Annotated in this window: 15 protein-coding genes and 2 tRNA genes; all 17 read left to right on the top strand. The window is 39.9% G+C overall.

What is annotated here, in order from left to right:
- Position 1 precedes the first annotated feature (1 nt).
- Positions 2-76: transfer RNA gene (locus IE222_RS25530), tRNA-Gln, on the top strand.
- 8 nt (positions 77-84) lie between these two features.
- Positions 85-157 (top strand) — tRNA-Lys (locus IE222_RS25535).
- A gap of 386 nt (positions 158-543) precedes the next feature.
- Positions 544-843 (top strand): DNA-directed RNA polymerase subunit beta, encoded by a 300-nt coding sequence (locus tag IE222_RS25540; RefSeq protein WP_191277203.1) that lies wholly within the window; start codon positions 544-546, stop codon positions 841-843.
- Positions 844-934: 91 nt separating this feature from the next.
- Entirely contained in the window at positions 935-1,369 is a 435-nt protein-coding gene (gene fabZ / locus IE222_RS25545; RefSeq protein WP_191277204.1) for a 3-hydroxyacyl-ACP dehydratase FabZ, read from the top strand.
- 589 nt (positions 1,370-1,958) lie between these two features.
- A complete protein-coding gene (gene spoIIID, locus IE222_RS25555; protein ID WP_007086083.1) occupies positions 1,959-2,231 on the top strand; it encodes a sporulation transcriptional regulator SpoIIID in 273 nt (90 codons plus the stop codon).
- A 190-nt stretch (positions 2,232-2,421) separates the two neighbouring features.
- Positions 2,422-3,423, top strand: a complete 1,002-nt coding sequence (locus tag IE222_RS25560) for a rod shape-determining protein (protein ID WP_066390268.1) — start codon at positions 2,422-2,424, stop codon at positions 3,421-3,423.
- Positions 3,424-3,581: 158 nt separating this feature from the next.
- Positions 3,582-4,481 (top strand): arginase, encoded by a 900-nt coding sequence (gene rocF / locus IE222_RS25565; RefSeq protein WP_191277206.1) that lies wholly within the window; start codon positions 3,582-3,584, stop codon positions 4,479-4,481.
- Between the two features lie 466 nt (positions 4,482-4,947).
- Positions 4,948-5,511 (top strand): RNA polymerase sigma factor SigW, encoded by a 564-nt coding sequence (gene sigW / locus IE222_RS25570; RefSeq protein ID WP_191277207.1) that lies wholly within the window; start codon positions 4,948-4,950, stop codon positions 5,509-5,511.
- 14 nt (positions 5,512-5,525) lie between these two features.
- Positions 5,526-6,149: an anti-sigma factor family protein gene (locus tag IE222_RS25575; RefSeq protein WP_191277208.1), complete on the top strand. Its 624-nt coding sequence runs from the start codon at positions 5,526-5,528 to the stop codon at positions 6,147-6,149.
- 132 nt (positions 6,150-6,281) lie between these two features.
- Complete coding sequence (gene cdaA / locus IE222_RS25580) at positions 6,282-7,109, top strand: diadenylate cyclase CdaA (RefSeq protein WP_191277209.1); 828 nt, start codon at positions 6,282-6,284, stop codon at positions 7,107-7,109.
- Complete coding sequence (locus IE222_RS25585) at positions 7,102-8,328, top strand: CdaR family protein (protein WP_191277210.1); 1,227 nt, start codon at positions 7,102-7,104, stop codon at positions 8,326-8,328. The genes cdaA and IE222_RS25585 overlap by 8 nt, the downstream gene beginning before the upstream one ends.
- Before the next feature lie 34 nt (positions 8,329-8,362).
- Positions 8,363-9,712 carry a phosphoglucosamine mutase gene (glmM, locus tag IE222_RS25590; protein WP_191277211.1) on the top strand — a complete coding sequence of 450 codons (1,350 nt, stop codon included), beginning with the start codon at positions 8,363-8,365 and terminating at the stop codon, positions 9,710-9,712.
- Between the two features lie 458 nt (positions 9,713-10,170).
- Positions 10,171-11,973 carry a glutamine--fructose-6-phosphate transaminase (isomerizing) gene (gene glmS / locus IE222_RS25595; RefSeq protein ID WP_191277212.1) on the top strand — a complete coding sequence of 601 codons (1,803 nt, stop codon included), beginning with the start codon at positions 10,171-10,173 and terminating at the stop codon, positions 11,971-11,973.
- Positions 11,974-12,321: 348 nt separating this feature from the next.
- A complete protein-coding gene (hutP, locus tag IE222_RS25600) occupies positions 12,322-12,765 on the top strand; it encodes a histidine utilization transcription antiterminator HutP (protein ID WP_191277213.1) in 444 nt (147 codons plus the stop codon).
- Positions 12,766-12,890: 125 nt separating this feature from the next.
- Complete coding sequence (gene hutH / locus IE222_RS25605) at positions 12,891-14,405, top strand: histidine ammonia-lyase (protein WP_191277214.1); 1,515 nt, start codon at positions 12,891-12,893, stop codon at positions 14,403-14,405.
- A gap of 334 nt (positions 14,406-14,739) precedes the next feature.
- Positions 14,740-16,050 (top strand): Na+/H+ antiporter family protein, encoded by a 1,311-nt coding sequence (locus IE222_RS25610; RefSeq protein WP_191277215.1) that lies wholly within the window; start codon positions 14,740-14,742, stop codon positions 16,048-16,050.
- A gap of 169 nt (positions 16,051-16,219) precedes the next feature.
- A complete protein-coding gene (locus IE222_RS25615) occupies positions 16,220-17,017 on the top strand; it encodes a histidine racemase CntK family protein (RefSeq protein ID WP_191277216.1) in 798 nt (265 codons plus the stop codon).
- The last annotated feature ends 576 nt before the right edge of the window (positions 17,018-17,593 follow it).

A 17,593-nucleotide genomic window follows, 5' to 3' on the forward strand; every position in this document is an offset into this window, starting at 1 on the left:
TTGGGCTATAGCCAAGCGGTAAGGCAACGGACTTTGACTCCGTCATTCGTAGGTTCGAATCCTGCTAGCCCAGCCAAATGAAGTGAGCCATTAGCTCAGTCGGTAGAGCATCTGACTTTTAATCAGAGGGTCGAAGGTTCGAGTCCTTCATGGCTCATATAATGAGAAACACAGAAAACATTGATTTTCTGTGTTTTTTATTTTTTATTGATGCTAATCCACAAGAACAGACCCTATCCGGTCGTCTTAAAGACAGAAGAATAGGAACCCACCAAAACTGTTTTCAATAAAGCCTCTTGGGCACAAAACTGAATAAGAATCCACCAAAAAAGTCTTCAATAAACCCTATTATAAGTAATAACCCCTAGATACTTTCGAATTTCCACAAAAAGTTAATGTCGAATTTAGTATAATTTTTTATAATAAAAGAAATATGCTACAAAAATTAATCGAGTCGTGAGTAGAAATTGGTTATAATATAAAGTAACTAACTAGTTCCGTAATCAATACAAAATACGGATATCGGCAAAAGGGGAATTAAGAATGGCTTTAAATCAAGAACAAGTGAGTACTAGGGAAGATTATAAAAAAGCAAAGTCCCAATCTGTTCAGAATAATGGTCAAAAGAAAAAACCGGAAGCTGCAGACGTGCCAGCAAAACGAATCAGGATTCGTTTGATTCCGATTTGGCTGCGGCTCCTCTTATTGGTTATCTTTATGGTTATTGGGGTGGTCGCGGGGGCGGTCGTCGGTTATGGCGTGCTGGGCGGCGGAAAAGTGGCAGACGTATTTAAAGAATCAACATGGACTCATATTATTGATTTAGTGGATAAAGAGAAATAATAAGGGAAGGGCAGAAGGAATGCCCTTCCCTTTTATATACCTTTAATAGTAAAATGTTATTATCATGTGCTATTAGCAGGAGGTACTAAAAATGCTTGATATCGAACAAATTAAAGAAATTATCCCACACCGTTATCCATTTTTATTAGTGGATCGCATCTTAGAGGTAGAAGAAGGAAAACGCGCGGTTGGCATTAAAAATGTTTCTGCCAATGAAGAGTTTTTTAACGGTCATTTCCCAGAGTATCCTGTTATGCCTGGGGTCCTAATTGTTGAGGCGCTTGCTCAGGTTGGGGCAGTCGCTGTATTAAAAAAAGAGGAAAACCGTGGCCGCTTAGCTTTTTTTGCAGGTATTGATAATTGCCGTTTTAAAAGGCAGGTAAAACCTGGTGACCAGCTGCGCCTTGAGGTTGAAATGTTTCGCCTGCGCGGACCAATCGGTAAAGGAAAAGCTGTTGCAACAGTGGATGGGGAAGTGGCATGTGAAGCAGAAATCACTTTCGCACTTGGGGAGAAAAAAGAATAATTAGTTATAAATAGCCGGGAGCATTAATCCCGGCTATTTTATTTTAGTGAAGTTTCTACGAAGGTTTCCCCTTAAAGTGTGTGTTGCTAACAACATTTCAGCCATAGAATAGTTCGACAAATTTCTTGGGAAATATTCTTAGAAAAAGGCAATTTCCTAGAGAAGCCTCTGTAAACATGCGCTTTTACCAATGCAATAAGCTTTGTCGAAAAAGGGCTTGAATATTAAGCGATCCTATTAATTCCTATATGTCTTGTCCCGTTTGTGTAATTTGTGCATAAACCCGTATCCAAGCTAATACAATGATTACAAACCTTTACAAAGAGAGTGTTTGAGGTGAGGAGTCGTTTGAAGTTAGCGTGAATTCAGCCGGGGACATGATTATTCATCGTATGAAACAGAAAGTGTAACTTTCTGCCGCATGGTGCCTGACACCCAATTTGGGAAGACTGTACATCCCAAGTGGACAAATGTCTTTTTGTGGTGCCTGACACCAAGTAATGTTTCCACCATGCGGATGCAGTATTTCGACATAGTGATAAGCGGGTCTCATTTCACACTCCACATCCAATTTAGGGAGGGCGAGAGTGTGCACGATTACATCAAAGAGAGGACTATCAAGATTGGAAAGTATATCGTGGAGACGAGGAAAACGGTTCGCGTGATTGCGAAGGAGTTTGGCGTATCCAAAAGTACAGTCCATAAGGATTTAACTGAGAGACTTCCTGAAATTAATCCTGAGCTTGCAAATGAAGTGAAAGAAATTTTAGATTATCATAAATCGATTCGTCACTTAAGGGGTGGGGAAGCAACAAAAATGAAATATCAGAAAGAAGAAAAGGAGGGAGAGGCGGTTAAATAAGCAGCCATAATGAGGGAAATGAAAAGCCGACCTTCAACCAATCCATTGTATTCTTGAAATCCTCTGATTCCGACAGCATTCATCAAAACTTTACATCTTTTAATGAAAACGTTATGGAATTTGAAATGAATATGGTAGAATAGACAATTAGGAAAAGTATGTGGAATCTTTCGAGGAGGAAAGAAAGAGAATGTTTGCAAGGGATATTGGGATTGATCTAGGAACGGCTAACGTGCTGATCCACGTTAAAGGCCGTGGAATTGTATTAAATGAGCCTTCTGTTGTTGCAATAGACAAAAATACCAATCGCGTACTGGCGGTTGGAGAAGAAGCCCGCCGCATGGTTGGACGTACACCTGGGAACATTGTGGCTATTCGCCCATTAAAGGATGGTGTTATTGCCGACTTTGATGTTACTGAAGCAATGTTAAAACATTTCATAAATAAGTTGAATGTAAAAGGCTTTTTATCAAAACCTCGCATTTTAATTTGCTGCCCAACGAACATTACAAGCGTTGAGCAAAAAGCCATTAAAGAAGCTGCTGAAAAGAGCGGCGGTAAAAAGATATATTTAGAAGAAGAACCAAAGGTGGCTGCGATTGGTGCCGGCATGGACATCTTCCAGCCAAGCGGAAACATGGTAGTAGACATAGGAGGAGGAACGACAGATGTTGCAGTTCTTTCAATGGGCGATATCGTTACTTCTTCCTCCATTAAAATGGCCGGCGATAAGTTTGATGCAGAAATCTTAAATTATATCAAGCGCGAGTACAAGCTATTGATCGGTGAACGTACTTCAGAAAATATTAAAATTAACATCGGCACGGTCTTCCCTGGATCACGTTCAGAGGAGATGGAAATCCGTGGTCGTGATATGGTCAGCGGGCTGCCGCGTACGATCACAGTTCGTTCTGAAGAGATAGAGCAGGCTTTGCGTGAATCAGTTGCTGTCATTGTACAGGCAGCCAAAAGTGTTCTTGAGCGTACGCCTCCAGAATTATCAGCCGATATTATTGACCGCGGCGTTATTTTAACAGGCGGCGGAGCATTGCTGCACGGGATTGATATGCTGCTCGCTGAAGAGCTGAAAGTTCCAGTGCTTGTTGCTGATAATCCAATGGATTGTGTAGCGATTGGAACAGGTATCATGTTAGATAATATCGATAAGATTCCAAATCGGAAATTAGGTTAAATGAATGTATTAGCCCAGTGAAAATGCATGGACAAGCATTTTCACTGGGCTTTTTATTTTCATCTAAGACCGTATATATATACAACTTTTTGCCGAGTTGAGTCATCTCTATGAAAGCGGTTAAAATATAGGTATATGATTTGCAGGAGGAAAGAATGATGACTAGAAAGCTTTCAATCATAGGGATGCCGATGGATTTAGGACAAATGCGCCGCGGGGTTGATATGGGCCCAAGTGCCATTCGCTATGCGGGAATTAATGAACGTTTAAAACCTTTATTTGACGAAATTCATGATTTAGGGGACATACCAATTGGCAGACCTGAGGTAGCCATAGACGAGGAATCTAATTTACGTAATTTGGACCTAGTCGCCGAAAAAAACACCTTGCTTTGTGAAAAGGTGGATGAAGCCATTCAAGCTGGGGCTTTCCCCCTTGTTCTAGGCGGGGACCATAGCATTGCAATTGGGACTTTAGCGGGAGTGGCAAAACATTATAAAAATTTAGGCGTTATTTGGTATGATGCCCATGGTGATTTAAATACAGCAGAAACAAGCCCTTCGGGAAATATCCATGGAATGCCGCTGGCTGTCAGCATCGGGCTTGGCCATAAGTTATTAACTGATATTGGCGGCTATTCACTGAAAGTTAAACCAGAGCATGTGGTGATTATCGGGGCGAGGTCACTAGATGAAGGGGAAAGAATTTTAATCAAAGAAAAAGGGATTAAGGTTTACACAATGCATGAAATTGACCGTTTGGGTATGGCTAAGGTGATGGAAGAAACGATTGCCTATCTTAAAGACAAAACGGATGGCGTCCATTTATCTCTTGATTTAGACGGCTTAGATCCAAGCGAGTGTCCGGGTGTTGGAACACCGGTCATGGGCGGCATCAGCTACCGTGAAAGCCATTTGGCAATGGAAATGTTAGAAGAGGCAAAATTAATTACCTCTGCAGAGTTTGTAGAAGTAAACCCAATTTTAGATGAAAAAAATAAAACAGCTTCTGTTGCTGTCGGACTTATGGGCTCATTATTTGGAGAAAAACTTTTATAATATAAAAAACAGCTGCTTTTACAAATAGAGCAGCTGTTTTTTATGAAAAGGCTGTGGTTAAAGGTCATTGTTGATTTTTTAACTTTGTTGATTGGAGCGGAAGGCGCGAAGACTCCTCGAAAATGCTGTCGCATTTCCTTCGTGCGTGGGCGAATTCGAGGATGTAATTCAATGTCCTGGGGGAGTACAGGGCAGGGGAGCTTCCCAGGCGCTTAAGCGCCTAGGAGGCTCCCCGTCACGCCTGCGGAAAGCGAAGCGCCTGTAGCGTAAATCAACAGCCAAGTTTAACACAGCCTATGAAAAAGCCAAGACTTTTATCCCGGCAAAAAAATAAAACAAGTTTTTAGCAGTAATTAGTAAGTTTTTGTTAAAATTAAAGGTATTGAGTACTAATTTCGTTAAAAACGAAACCTTTTTGCTAACGATTCGTATTATCGGATAGCAGCATTGGAGCTGAGGTAACTGAATGGAAGCAATTGTAAAAAAGAGAATAAAGCAAGTCATCAAAGGCGATCAGGATGCGTTTGGAGAAATTGTTGAAATCTACAAAAACAGTGTCTATCAGCTTTGTTATCGAATGCTTGGAAACCGGCAGGAAGCAGAGGACATTGCACAGGAAGCATTCCTGCGCGCTTATGTGAACATAAAATCATTTAATCAAGATTTAAAATTTTCCACATGGCTTTTCCGAATCGCTACGAATTTATGCATTGATAGGCTGCGAAAGAAGAAACCGGATTATTATTTAGATGCAGAAGTGGCAGGTACAGAGGGGCTGACAATGTATTCACAGATTCCGTCTGAAACACCTCTTCCCGAAACAGAACTGGAAAGCTTGGAACTGCAGGAAACAGTACAAAAGGAAATCTTGAAACTTCCCGAAAAGTATCGTTCGGCGATAGTACTAAAATATATTGAGGATTTATCCTTAAATGAAATTAGTGAAATACTTGATCTTCCGCTTGGAACGGTGAAGACGAGAATTCACCGCGGCCGGGAAGCGTTAAGACAACAATTAAGGTATGTGTAAGAGGTGAAACTGTTATGTGTCCAGAACAAATCATCGAACTAATGCATCAATATTTGGACGAAGAAATCGATTCAAAAGAGGAACAGGTATTAAGAGAACACCTCCAGAGCTGTAAAGAATGCGAAGAAATTTTTAACGAGTTAAAAAAGACAGTTGCTTTTGTAAAAAGTATTTCCAATATGCAGGCGCCGCCCGATTTTACAGCGAATGTTTTGGCGCGTTTGCCGAAGGAAAAGAAACAGGTTCTGGCAGCTCGCCTGTTAAGAAACCATCCATTCCTTTCCGCGGCATCCCTATTTGTTGTTCTAATGATGGGCAGTCTTTTCTCTACTTGGAATCAAGACCAAGAATTTTCCGTTTCTAAGCAACAAAACTTAGTGGTGAAAAATAATACGGTCACTGTGCCAAAAGGGGAAGTCGTCAAGGGCGATGTGATTGTCCGAAATGGCAAATTGAAAATAGAGGGCGAAGTACAAGGAAATGTAACGGTCATCCATGGGGAAAAATACCTGGCATCCGCCGGACATGTAACCGGACAGATTGACGAGGTTAACGAAGTATTTGACTGGATTTGGTATCAAATGAAAAGATCTGCGAAAGAAGTCGCAGGATTTTTTGACCAGAAGGAAGCAAAATAAAAAACAAATCACTCCTTATGGGTGATTTGTTTTTTTAAACTGCAACATAATAATAAGTACAAGCAGTATTATGGTATAATAAATGAGTTGTATTCAGCAGGTATTTTAAAGCAAAAATACGGAGGAAAAACCATGCCGTTTGCGGATTGGACATTTTGGAAGTATATATCGAGTATTGTTGATATTCTCCTTGTGTGGTATGTCATCTATAAATTAATCAATATAATAAGAGGAACAAAGGCTGTTCAATTATTAAAAGGAATCCTGGTGATTTTAATTGTCAGGGTTGTCAGCGACTTTTTCGGCTTAACGACCTTAAGCTGGATGATGCAGCAGGTCATCACATACGGTTTTCTTGCCATTATTATTATTTTCCAGCCCGAGCTTAGAAGAGCTCTAGAACAGTTGGGACGAGGAAAGTTTTTTTCGAGAAGCACGAGCCCGGATGAAGATGGACAAGAGAAAACGGTGGAAGCCATACTTAAAGCAACAGATTATATGGCCAAACGCCGGATTGGTGCACTTATTTCCATAGAACGAGAAACGGGAATGAGCGATTACATAGAAACTGGCATCTCGTTAAATTCTCAGATTTCATCTGAACTATTAATTAATATTTTTATACCAAATACGCCGCTTCATGATGGGGCTGTGATTATACAAAGGAATAATGTAGCTGCCGCGGCTTGCTATCTTCCTTTATCGGAAAGTCCGTTTATTTCAAAGGAGTTAGGAACAAGACACCGTGCTGCACTTGGGATCAGCGAAGTAACCGACAGCATAACCGTTGTAGTGTCTGAGGAGACCGGAGCCATTTCACTTACGAAAAATGGAGAGCTCCATCGTGATTTAGAAGCAGAAGAGCTAAAAGGAATTCTTAACAGTGAACTATTAATGCATATCAAAACAAAACAAGCTTCTTCAGCTCGTTGGAACTGGAGGGGGAAGCAAAATGGATAAATTGATGGATAATCGCTGGTTTATTAAGGGGCTGGCATTAGTGCTTGCTGTACTGTTATATTCGTCCATTCCCCACCCAGGCAAGAAATTAACAGATGTTTATGTACCGGGAGGCGAAAAGACAGAGGAAATTGCTGAATTCCCTGTTAAAGCCTATTATGATACCGAAAACTTAGTCATTTCTGGTATACCGGATACAGTGGACATTACCTTAAAGGGACCCATTACACACATACAGACAGCCAAAGCGCTGCGCAACTTTGAAGTCTATGTCGATTTACGGGATGCCCAAATCGGCCGACAAAAGGTAAAATTTAAGGTAAGAGATTTATCCGACAAAATCAAAGCAACGATTAAACCTGAATTTGTTTATGTAACTGTCCAAGAAAAAGTGACAAAGGAATTTAAGGTGGAAGCAGAGTTTAACCGGAATCAAATTGCAGACGGATATGCAGCCGGAGAACCAGTTGTCGAACCGAATAAGGTAAAAATAACAGGGGCTAAAAGTCTTATTGACCGGATTTCTTATGTAAAGGCGGCAATTGAAGAAGGTCAAAAGCTAAAGGAAACCATATCAAGATCAGCTGACATACAGGTGCTGGATAATAATTTAAATAAATTAGATGTGACCGTAGAGCCGGCAGCCGTGAAAGTGACGATACCGGTTAAGGAAAATAACAAAAAGGTCCCGATTAGTGTTGTTCAAAAAGGTACGCCGCAGGCTGGCGTAACGATTAAAAAAATTGAACTTGAAACAAGAGAAGCTGTTATTTCGGCTAATGACGATGTCTTAAAAAATATAGATAGTGTACGTGTGGAAGTGGATGTAAGTAAAATTACGGATAACACGACACTGGATTTACCTGTTATTATTTCAAATGGAGTCATAAAAGTTTCACCGCAAATGGTAAAAGTCAAAGTAACTGTCAGCAAAGAAGAGGAAAAAACAGTTACGAAGGTTCCTATTACAATAAGGGGATTGGCTGAAAATTTTGAGGCAGAGATGGATGACCCAAATAATCAAATGATTAATATACTTGTTAATGGTCCAAGCTCAGCTCTAAGGGCAATAGGTCCTAAAGATTTCGATGTATTCGTGGATCTTTCAGATCTAGATGAGGGAAGCCATGAAGTCAATATTCATGTAGAAGGTCCTTCCGATCTTGATTGGAGGCCAGATCAATCATCAGCAAAAATTACAATAAAAAATAATGCATAAAATCGAGCAATAAATATTGAAGGAGCGGTTTTTAATGGGAAAATATTTTGGTACAGACGGTGTAAGGGGAATAGCGAATAGCGAATTAACACCTGAACTTGCCTTTAAACTAGGTCGATTTGGGGGCTATGTATTAACAAAAGATAAAGCACGTCCTAAAGTCCTGATTGGACGTGATACCCGTATTTCCGGCCATATGCTGGAAGGGGCTTTGGTAGCAGGTCTGCTTTCTATTGGTGCAGAAGTTATGCGCCTCGGCGTCATTTCAACTCCGGGTGTTTCGTATTTGACTAAGGCGTTAGGAGCACAGGCAGGGGTCATGATTTCAGCCTCTCATAATCCAGTCGCCGATAATGGCATTAAGTTTTTTGGGCCGGACGGCTTTAAACTATCTGATGACCAAGAGCTTGAAATTGAGGAATTGATGGATTTACCAGAAGATCAATTACCTCGCCCTGTAGGTGAAGATCTTGGGCTTGTCATGGACTATTTTGAAGGCGGGCAAAAGTACCTTCAATACTTAAAAAATACAGTTGATGAGGATTTCTCTGGTATTCACATTGCATTAGATTGTGCCCATGGAGCTACATCATCGCTGGCAACACACTTGTTTGCTGATTTAGATGCAGACCTTTCAACAATGGGGACTGCTCCCAATGGATTAAATATAAACGCGGGTGTGGGCTCTACACATCCAGAAACACTTGCCGCACTAGTGAAGGAAAAAGGGGCAGATGTAGGTCTTGCTTTTGACGGTGACGGGGACCGCCTGATTGCTATTGATGAACATGGGGATATTGTCGATGGTGACCAGATTCTTTACATATGCGGTAAATATATGAAAGAACTGGGGCGTTTAAAACATAATACGATAGTTTCAACGGTGATGAGTAATCTTGGGTTCTATAAGGCGCTGGAATCTCATGACCTGCAAAGTGTGGCAACAGCGGTTGGCGACCGCTATGTCGTCGAGGAAATGAAGAAAAATGGCTTTAATTTAGGCGGCGAACAATCTGGCCACATTATTTTCATAGACTATAACACCACCGGTGACGGCTTATTAACAGGCCTGCAGTTAGTAAATATTATGAAGGCAACGAAAAAGCCGCTATCTGAGCTTGCTGGGGAAATGAAAAAATACCCGCAAAAGCTGGTTAATGTTCGAGTAACAGATAAATATCATGTAACAGACAATGCCCGGGTTAAAGCGGTCATTGAACAAGTGGAAGCAGAAATGGCTGGAAATGGGAGAATTCTTGTCCGTCCTTCCGGAACAGAACCGCTAGTCCGTGTAATGGCAGAGGCTGCTACTGAAGAGCTTTGTGCATCATATGTCGATCGAATTGTTTCAGTGGTAGAAGAAGAGATGGGTATTAAGGAATAGCGATAATTGGATATGCATAAGGGAACCTTTACTTCCCTTATGCATATTTTATTATGAATGGAAAATACTATATAATTTGTAATTTTTGTTGACTAAGCTCCACTTTATCAGGTAATATTAGTTTGCTTTGCCACTTTTACAGTCTAATTTTTGAAAGGAGGGCAGCAGAGGGAAAACCTTTTAAAAGCGCCTGGACTAACCTAAGAGAGATGGTTAGTTGACGAGGAGGAGGCATATCGAATTATTCGGCGGATACCTCCCGGTTGAACGCACAACCGAAGATTTCTTCCTTAAAACACATGGGCAACCTTGTGCACAAAGGGGAGAAAATGCGGCATATTACAACCAATGTTTTAAAAAGGGTATATTCAGATACCCAAGACAAAAAAACAGAGATAAGGGGGCAAGGTGAGCCCTCGGGAAGTTTCTTGCCCCCTTCATCAGGGAGGAAAAGAAATATGTGCGGAATTGTTGGATATATCGGAAATAATGACTCAAAGGAACTATTACTTCGTGGTTTAGAAAAACTTGAATATAGAGGCTATGATTCAGCGGGTATTGCTTTAAAAAATGAAGATGGAGTTCATGTTTTTAAAGAGAAAGGCCGAATTGCTGATTTAAGACGTGCTGTTGATGGACATATTTTTGCGAATATTGGGATTGGCCACACACGCTGGGCGACACACGGGGTTCCAAGCAAGGTGAATTCCCATCCCCATCAAAGCGCATCAGACCGGTTTACGCTTGTTCATAACGGTGTCATTGAAAACTATGACCTATTAAAGCGTGAATATTTTGCAGATGGAGCATTTAAAAGTGAAACAGATACGGAAGTCATTGTCCAGCTGATAGAGAAGTTTGTCGGCGAAGGACTACAGGTGTTAGAAGCATTTCGTAAAACATTAACACTATTACATGGGTCTTATGCATTGGCCTTATTGGATGCTGAGGATAATGAAACCATTTATGTAGCAAAAAATAAAAGTCCGCTCTTAGTTGGATTGGGGCAAGGTTTTAATGTTGTTGCCAGTGACGCAATGGCAATGCTGCAAGTTACGGACCAATTCGTGGAAATAATGGACAAAGAAATTGTGATCGTGACAAAGGATTTCGTCAACATTCAAAATCTTAACGGTGAAACCATTGAACGTGCACCGTATACCGCAGAACTGGATGCCAGCGACATTGAAAAAGGCACTTATCCGCATTACATGCTAAAGGAAATTGATGAGCAGCCAGCTGTTATTCGTAAAATTATTCAAACGTATCAAAATGAGCAAGGCGAGCTAACGATTGACGTTGACATCATTAATGCGGTGAATAAAGCAGACCGGATTTATATAATTGCAGCAGGTACTTCCTATCATGCTGGTCTTGTAGGAAAGCAATTAATTGAAAAGATGGCGAAGGTGCCAGTTGAAGTTCATATTTCCAGTGAATTTGGCTATAACATGCCATTATTATCGGAAAAGCCGTTATTTATCTTTATTTCACAAAGCGGGGAAACAGCGGACAGCCGTGCGGTCCTTGTAGAAGTGAAAAAAATGGGCTATCCTGCATTAACAATTACCAATGTTCCTGGATCAACCCTTTCTCGTGAAGCAGACTATACGCTCTTGCTTCATGCCGGCCCGGAAATTGCTGTTGCTTCAACAAAGGCATATACTGCCCAAATTGCAGTGCTTTCGATTTTTGCTGAAGTAATTGCAAAGAGTAAAGGTTTAGAAATTGATTTTGATCTTATTCATGAGCTTGGCTTGGTGGCTAATTCGATGGATGTTCTTTGTGACTCAAAAGAAATTATTGAGATCATGGCAAAGGAATTCTTATCCGTTACCCGCAATTGCTTCTTTATCGGGCGCGGCATTGATTTCTATGTCGGCCTTGAGGGAGCCCTTAAGCTGAAAGAAATTTCTTATATTCAAGCGGAAGGCTTTGCTGGCGGAGAATTAAAACATGGAACCATTGCCTTAATTGAAGAAGGCACTCCTGTTATTGCGCTTGCCACACAAGAAAATGTAAACTTAAGCATTCGCGGCAATGTGAAAGAAGTTGTTGCCCGCGGTGCCAACCCTTGCATCATTTCTATGAAGGGACTCAATATGGACGAAGACAGCTTCGTCATACCAGAAGTACACGAATTACTAACACCACTTATCTCTGTAGTACCATTACAACTTTTAGCCTACTACGCATCACTGCACCGCGGCTGCGACGTCGACAAACCACGCAACCTCGCCAAGTCAGTGACTGTAGAGTAGAACGCGGGTACGGTTCTTGTGTTTCGTTTATCAACAATAATGTTTGTAACTAATACATTATTGTTAGTAACTTTTTATTGCAGATGTGCCGCAAAAAAAATTAACGGTTCTTAAATAAAAATAAAGATCTTTAAATAAAATTAATGTTCCCAATCCGAAGGTTTCATTCCGATATTTGTCCGGAAGGCCTTCGGCTTTTTTATGTAAAATTTGATGAAGTTTATAGAAAACTTAAATTGATTTACTATTCGAAAAATATCATTGACACCCTGCTATAAAGCCATTACAATAAAACTAGTAATTTAGTCATTAGAATCTATTAGCTGAAAAATAAGAAAGAGTGTTAATATGGCATTGCGTAAAGATCGTTGTATGGGTCGACTAGCCATTCTGCTTTTGTTTTCTGATGATTCAACTGAACATCTGGCAAAACTTGAGCAGTCGAATTGGAAGGGCTGCACAGGAAAAGTTGGTTCGATGGACTCTCAAAAGATAGTTGCTGCAATTGAAACAGCAGCTAAGAAAAACGGTATTATCCAGCCGAATGTTTATCGTGAATCTCATGCATTATATCATGCCATTATTGAAGCACTACACGGTGTAACAAGAGGTCAGGTGCAATTAGGATCTGTACTTAGAACTGTTGGCTTATCTTTTGCTGTTTTACGGGGGAATCCCTATGATAATGAGCAAGAGGGAGATTGGATTGCCGTCTCTCTATATGGAACGATTGGTGCACCGGTTAAGGGATCTGAGCATGAAACAATAGGTTTAGGAATTAATCACATATAATTTGCCCATAGTTTTTAGTTAATAGGGGGCTATATCGTGAAATCACTTTTTAGTGATTTCATTGATATAGTCCCCTTTTCTATTGTGACTTTACTAAACTAAAGGATTTGAAGGGAGATAAAAAGATGGTTACATTAAATGGTCAAACACTTACTTTTGAGGACGTACGAAAAGTCCTTTTTGATGGGGAAAAGGTTGTTTATTCTGAAGAAAGCATGAAAAAAGTGCGAGAAAGTAGAAAAGCAGTTGAAAAAATCGTTGCAGAAGAACGAATCGTTTATGGCATAACGACTGGATTTGGGAAATTTAGTGATGTTTTTATTGACAAAGATGATGTTGAAGCCCTACAGCTGAATTTAATTCGTTCCCATGCTTGTGGAATTGGAGAACCTTTTCCTGAAGTTGTATCACGTGCAATGATCCTGCTTCGAGCAAACGCATTATTGAAAGGTTTTTCGGGTGTACGACCTGTTGTTATTGAAAGATCATTCGAACTATTAAATGCTGGGATTCATCCTGTTATTCCACAACAAGGATCATTAGGTGCAAGTGGAGATTTAGCTCCGCTTTCACATTTAGCTCTTGTTTTAATCGGAGAGGGAGAAGTTTTTTATAAAGGGGAGAAAATGCCAGCAATTCATGCATTAACGAAAGAAGGTATTTTTCCAATCATATTAACTGCAAAAGAAGGATTGGCGCTTATTAACGGAACACAAGCAATGACCGCAATGGGGGTTGTAGCGTATTTGGAAGCGGAAAAATTAGCGTATCAAACCGAATTGATTGCATCGGTAACTATTGAAGGGTTACGTGGTATTATTGATGCATTTGACGAAGATATTCAGCTGGCTCGCGGCTACAAAGAGCAAGTAGAAGTTGCTGAACGAATTCGTGCACATCTTTCCGACAGCCTATTAACAACAAAGCAAGGAGAAATCCGTGTTCAAGATGCATACTCAATCCGCTGTATTCCACAGGTACACGGAGCAACATGGCAGACGTTAAATTATGTAAAAGAGAAATTGGAAATTGAAATGAATGCAGCTACGGATAATCCGTTAATTTTCGACAATGGTGAAAAAGTATTATCCGGTGGCAACTTCCATGGACAGCCAATTGCCCTTGCAATGGATTTTTTAGCGATTGCTGTAGCGGAGCTAGCAAATATTTCTGAGCGTCGAATAGAGCGTTTAGTGAATCCACAATTAAACGATTTGCCCCCATTTTTAAGTCCAGAACCAGGTTTACAGTCAGGGGCAATGATAATGCAGTATGTCGCAGCATCTCTTGTATCTGAGAATAAAACACTAGCACACCCTGCAAGTGTTGATTCTATTCCTTCATCAGCAAATCAAGAGGATCATGTGAGCATGGGGACGATTGGATCAAGACATGCATATCAAGTGATTACAAATACACGTCGCGTCTTAGCAATAGAAGCCATTTGCGGAATACAGGCAGCTGAAATTCGCGGTAAAGAAAAAATGGCTTCTGCAACTAGCTGGTTTTTAGAAAATGGAAGAAAAGTAGTACCGTTTATTAGTGCAGATAGAGTGTTTTCAAAGGATATCGAAGCAATGAATGACTGGTTAAAGGCTGGAGCTTTTCAGTTTGATAAATGTCAAATTACGCATAAATAAAATAATAGATTAATAGGGAAAGACAATTTTTAGAAAACAATGTAAAGTGTAGGGGTAGGATGGGTAGGAGGATATTTAGGTCCATTAAATATTTGAGCATGACGAAGCGTAAACTCGTTGGCTTATAAAATTGCCGCACTCCTCCTAGAAACCCCCTCACTAGAACGTCAGTAAGAGTTAGAAAAATGATTGGAAACAAAACTAATTTTGCGGGAAAATGATAACTAATCATGAGATCAATGCCATTATGTGTTGATGAGAAATACGCCAGTAGTGGTCTCTTTATATATAATTCCAAAACTACTAAACGCTTAAAAAAAGAAAGGATGATTGGATGTTTAATGCTGTAGTGGTTTCAGTAATTGTCATGGTCGTATTGAGTTTACTTCGTGTTAATGTCATGTTGACAATTTTAGTTGCAGCTGGTGTTGCGGGTTTGATGGAAGGGTTGTCACTGGTTGATGCGACGAATATGCTCATCTCCGGGATGGGGGGACAAGCGAATACAGCACTAAGTTATGTTTTGCTTGGAATTTTTGCGGTTATGATTGGCTATTCAGGAATTACCGGATTTCTTGTAAAAAAGCTTGTAAGCGTTTTAAAGGGGAAACGTTCAATTTTATTATTGACGATTGCTGGAGTGGCTTGTTTTTCTCAAAATGTCGTTCCAGTACACATAGCGTTTATCCCAATCTTAATTCCACCTTTACTCCATTTGTTTGATAAAATGAAGGTCGACCGCAGAGGTGTCGCTGCGGCACTGACATTCGGATTGAAGGCTCCGTATATTATGATCCCAGCTGGGTTTGGATTGATTTTCCACGGGATAATTGCCGATGAAATGAAAGCAAGCGGGATGGCAATCTCTATTTCATCCGTCACTTACTCAATGTTGATACCAGGGCTTGGTATGATTGTCGGGTTGTTGGTTGCCGTATTTATTTCTTATCGAAAGAATCGTGAACTGCCTTTTAGTGAACAAGGGGTTATAAATGAGATAGCTGCAACGGACGAGATGGAGTTGTCATTTACATCACGCCACTTGTTCACGATCATAGCAGTGATTAGTGCGCTTGTTGTGCAGCTTATAAGTGATTCACTAGTTTTAGGAGCGCTTACAGGTATTGTTCTCATGTTCTTATTTACGGTAGTTCCATTTAAAGAAGGGGAAAAGGTTGTAAATGAAGGGATTACTATGATGGGGATGATTGCATTTGTAATGTTGATTGCCTCTGGATATGCAACGATTTTGAAAGAGACAGGCGCTGTTGAAAACCTTGTACAGTCCTCCACTGCGATGTTAGGGGATAATAAAATGTTTATTGCGGCTATGATGCTTCTAGTCGGCCTATTAATCACGATGGGAATCGGTTCCTCATTCGGTACAATCCCAATTATTGCTGCTTTGTTCGTCCCGCTTTGTGCGACCGTTGGTTTCTCTCCATTGGCGACTGCAGCATTAATTGGTACTGCTGGTGCTCTTGGAGATGCAGGTTCACCGGCATCAGACAGTACGCTTGGACCGACTGCAGGGTTGAATGCAGATGGAAAGCACCATCATATTTGGGATACATGCGTGCCGACCTTTTTGCATTATAATATTCCATTATTTATTTTCGGCCTCATCGCTGCAATGGTGCTTTAAACTTAACTAACTAAAACCGGGTATGTAAAGAATGTGGAGTATATTGTTCAAAAAGTACTTGCGTTAGGTCTAGGCATACACTCGTTTACAATAGTATTTATAGCGGATTGATCCAACATTCAAATAAATTTGGTTCAGATAACAATATAATAAACAAGGAGATTAGGTAATGAGGCTTAACTTTGTAAAAATTAGTCCTTCAAAAAATATGACAGTTTTAATAACCAACTATGTTGCTCCTGCTCATTATTCACAAATCGCTAACACGATTATGGACTATGAATATGTGAATGCAGAACAGGTAGGCTTTATAGTTTCACCGAAAAGTCAAGATTCTTTGCTTAGATTGGAAATGTCAGGAGGAGAATTTTGTGGAAATGCACTTTTAGGGGCAGCTGCATACTGTCACTACAAAGGTCTAACAGAAAAAAATAGATTCTTGTTAGAAACTTCTGGAGCAGACTCACCACTTGCATGTGCTGTTGAAGCTAAATCTTCTAATTATTTTGAAGCAAAAGCTGAAATGCCACGTCCCATTTCCATCAAAGATATTGTTATTGATCTTAATGGAAGAAGCATTTCAGGATGTTCTGTACAGCTAGATGGTATAACTCATTTCTTAACGGACTATTGGCCATGCAAGGATGATTTTAATCTTATTATTGAAGCGGTTACTAAAAAAAATGAAAATAAAGCGATTGGGATTATTCCCTATAGAAGATTAACGGAAAAGGAATATGAGATATGGCCGTTCGTTTACGTGAAAGAAACGGGATCGAGATTTTTCGAGCAAGCTTGTGGATCCGGAAGTCTGGCCTTAGGTATTCACCTGTCGAAAAATGGTAAAGGGGACAAGTTTCACATACATCAGCCGGGCGGTATAATTAATGTTGAAACAGGTGTTAAAAATTATATTTCAACAAATGTTCGTTTTACTTGTGAAGGGTTTGCCGATATTAATTTATAGCTATTTAACTTGCAGGGAAATAAGCTGGGGATAAATCTGTGCAAAAGGTCTAGGATTAGGAGAATTGCAGTTTCATATTGATCCTATTGTATTGTAATTAATAATGTTGTAAGCAAATAATATAGTAAGGCACGGCACTTAAAAGCTCTTTAGGATAATGATCTTAAAGAGCTTTTTGGTTATTGAAACTTTGTGATTCTTTACAAAATGGAGGTTCTTCAACGTTTTTTTAACTTGTAATATCAATACAAATTCGGGCTGTATCCGATTGTGATCTAGTCTTTTTCTTGTGTTCAACATCCGATAATAAAATATAGTATTGAATAAAATTCTTGCAAGCAGGAAGCAATGGTGTTATATTAATAAAGTTGCTCTTAAAAATAGTGAATAAGCAATAAAACGAAAAAAACTTCTTGACTTAACATGAGCAACGTGATATATTGTAAAAGTCGCCTTTGAAAAGGAAGCGAAAGTCAATTGTAACTAAAAAAAGTTGATTGACAGAAATACGAGGAATGTGATACAATGAATTCCTGTCACTTTTCAAGAGTGATTTTGTTCTTTGAAAACTAAACA

It is taken from the genome of Neobacillus kokaensis, from assembly GCF_014656545.1.
In the GTDB taxonomy this organism is placed as follows: Bacteria; Bacillota; Bacilli; order Bacillales; family Cytobacillaceae; genus Neobacillus; species Neobacillus kokaensis.

Excerpts from the sequence above, each read along its gene's own strand:
- glmM (WP_191277211.1), top strand. The coding sequence starts at position 8,363 with ATGGGAAAATATTTTGGTACAGACGGTGTAAGGGGAATAGCGAATAGC.
- hutP (WP_191277213.1), top strand. The coding sequence starts at position 12,322 with ATGGCATTGCGTAAAGATCGTTGTATGGGTCGACTAGCCATTCTGCTT.
- cdaA (WP_191277209.1), top strand. The coding sequence starts at position 6,282 with ATGCCGTTTGCGGATTGGACATTTTGGAAGTATATATCGAGTATTGTT.
- IE222_RS25560 (WP_066390268.1), top strand. The coding sequence starts at position 2,422 with ATGTTTGCAAGGGATATTGGGATTGATCTAGGAACGGCTAACGTGCTG.
- IE222_RS25540 (WP_191277203.1), top strand. The coding sequence starts at position 544 with ATGGCTTTAAATCAAGAACAAGTGAGTACTAGGGAAGATTATAAAAAA.
- IE222_RS25585 (WP_191277210.1), top strand. The coding sequence starts at position 7,102 with ATGGATAAATTGATGGATAATCGCTGGTTTATTAAGGGGCTGGCATTA.
- glmS (WP_191277212.1), top strand. The coding sequence starts at position 10,171 with ATGTGCGGAATTGTTGGATATATCGGAAATAATGACTCAAAGGAACTA.
- IE222_RS25575 (WP_191277208.1), top strand. The coding sequence starts at position 5,526 with ATGTGTCCAGAACAAATCATCGAACTAATGCATCAATATTTGGACGAA.
- rocF (WP_191277206.1), top strand. The coding sequence starts at position 3,582 with ATGACTAGAAAGCTTTCAATCATAGGGATGCCGATGGATTTAGGACAA.
- IE222_RS25615 (WP_191277216.1), top strand. The coding sequence starts at position 16,220 with ATGAGGCTTAACTTTGTAAAAATTAGTCCTTCAAAAAATATGACAGTT.
- IE222_RS25610 (WP_191277215.1), top strand. The coding sequence starts at position 14,740 with ATGTTTAATGCTGTAGTGGTTTCAGTAATTGTCATGGTCGTATTGAGT.
- hutH (WP_191277214.1), top strand. The coding sequence starts at position 12,891 with ATGGTTACATTAAATGGTCAAACACTTACTTTTGAGGACGTACGAAAA.
- sigW (WP_191277207.1), top strand. The coding sequence starts at position 4,948 with ATGGAAGCAATTGTAAAAAAGAGAATAAAGCAAGTCATCAAAGGCGAT.
- fabZ (WP_191277204.1), top strand. The coding sequence starts at position 935 with ATGCTTGATATCGAACAAATTAAAGAAATTATCCCACACCGTTATCCA.